Source organism: Pseudomonas cuatrocienegasensis, from assembly GCF_900110925.1.
Classification (GTDB): Bacteria; Pseudomonadota; Gammaproteobacteria; order Pseudomonadales; family Pseudomonadaceae; genus Aquipseudomonas; species Aquipseudomonas cuatrocienegasensis.
This window is the reverse complement of the sequence record NZ_FOFP01000045.1, coordinates 1-2,109: the sequence shown is the minus strand read 5'-3', so window position 1 is coordinate 2,109 and position 2,109 is coordinate 1. Positions and strand designations below refer to the sequence as shown.

Annotated in this window: 1 protein-coding gene; it reads left to right on the top strand. The window is 65.3% G+C overall.

Annotated features, from left to right (window positions below):
* Window positions 1-35: 35 nt before the first annotated feature.
* On the top strand, window positions 36-1,889 hold the full coding sequence (locus BMW49_RS24325) for a hypothetical protein (RefSeq protein ID WP_069519278.1): 1,854 nt from the start codon (window positions 36-38) through the stop codon (window positions 1,887-1,889).
* Window positions 1,890-2,109 lie beyond the last annotated feature (220 nt).

Sequence of the window (2,109 nt, the reverse complement as noted above, 5' to 3'; positions counted from 1 at the left end):
CATTTTAATGCTGTCTAGTGGAACCCTTGCTGCGTATGAACCAACCCTTCCTCCCCGCCGCAGGTTTTCACGGACGCTTGCGCCAGCCCGAACAGACCCTGCGCCTGCAGCTGAGTCACTGCCCGACGGCCATCGACTGGCCCGCTCTGGACCAGTGGCTGAGCGACAGGCTGGGCCTGGCGTTGCAATCCCCCGTACAGGCGCTGTCCGCCTTCGCCCAAGAGCCTGGCTTGGCCGCCGACGTGGCGGCTGTACTTTGGCGGATCCTGCAGGTAGCCGCAGAGCTGCAGCGGGTGGCGCGCCTGCCGGTGTTCGAGCCCGGGCAGCTGCTCAACGTGCAGGCCGATAAGGCGCGACCGGGTGGCTGGCTGGCCGACGTCTGCGTCGCGCATATCGATTACGTGCCCGAGCACAAGACGCGCCTGGCCTACGAAGCGGCCACGCTGCTGGTGCTGGGTGTGGCGAGCGCCCCGGCGAATTTCGTGGCGACGGAGCCGCTTTATCAGCAGTTGGAACTCAAAGTGCTGCAGCCGCTGCGCACAGTGATGCCGGTGGGCAAGTCGGCGCTGCCCCTGCTGGCCTGTGCCCATGAGCGCGGCATCCCGTGGCGCCACCTTGGCGCTGGGGTGTTTCGTTTAGGTTGGGGCGCACAGAGCCTGTACCTGCAGAACAGCAAGGTCAGCAGCGACTCGGCCGTGGGCGTGGTGGTGGCGCAGAACAAATGGGTTACCGCCGAATGGATGCGCCGCGCAGGCTTGCCCGCCCCGCACAATCGCATGGCGAGCAACGAGCAGGAAGCGCTGGCCGCGCAAGCTGCCCTGGGCTGGCCGCTGGTGATCAAGCCTGCGGACCGGGATCGCGGTGAGGGCGTGGTGGTGGGTATCACCCATGAAACACAGCTGCTGGCTGCCTTTCGTCAAGCCGCCAAGCTCAGCTCGCAGATCCTGGTAGAGCGCCAGGCCAGCGGCGTCTGCCACCGCGTGCTGGTGGTGCGCGGCCAGGTGATCTATGTGGTCAAGCGGCTGCCTATCGCCGTATGCGGTGATGGCCAGCAGACGATCGCCCAGTTGATCGACGTCGCCAACCAGCAGCAACTGGCCCTGCCGAGCTGGGCACGAGCACCGCTGTATCCGTGCGATGAGCTGACCAAGGCGTGCCTGCTGCAGGCCGGGCTGGACCTGACCTCTGTGTTGGCCGCTGGCACCTGGGCAAGGCTGCGGCCCATCGAGTCGACCGACTGGGGCGGGCTGGACGAGGACTATTCAAGCAGCCTGCACCCCGATAATGCCGCCCTCGCCTGCCGCGCCGCTGCGCTCTTCGGCCTCGATGTGGCCGGCATCGACATCATCTCGCCAGACATCACGCAACCCTGGTACGCCAATGCCGCCATCATCAATGAGGTCAACTCGGCGCCGGTCCTGGGCCAGAGCGACAGCTCGAGGCGAACCCTGGCGCAGGTGTTAAACCGCCTCTTGCCAGCGCGCGGGCGCATCCACATCGAGGCGTGCGTTGGCGCAACACAGGCACTGGACATGGCGCGAGCGCGGCAACAGGCCTGGCAAGCCAAAGGCATGGCCTGCTACCTGACCAGCCACGACCTCACGCTCGACCCTTCGGGCCATGTACAGCACATGGCCCAAGACGGCCTTTTTGCCCGCTGCCTGGCGCTGCTCGCGGATACACAAGTGCAGGCCATTGTGCTGCTGGTACAGACCGACGAACTGCTGCACAGCGGCCTGCCTGTGGACGCCTTGAATGAACTGGTGCACAGCGGGGAAAGCCTGTTGTCGACTAGGCAAAACGGGCAGTCTGCGGCTCCCTCATGTACGGACAAGGTGATGGCCTTTCTTGCAGGCTATGCCTCTGTCGGCTGCGGCAGCGCCGAGTAGGCATGCGTGGGTACGATTGAAAACTGATCGAGCCTAGATCGAGACGTCGAACCGTCCGCGCAGGCATGCAGCCAGAGACGCTCCGCGTCCCGATACAACGGACGCAAAGCGTGGGAACCATCGAAAAACAGCAGCTCGTAGCCTGGGTCGAGCGAAGCGACACCCGGGACACCTATTCCCGGGTATCGCGATGCTCAACCCAGGCTACCGGCTGCGGCAG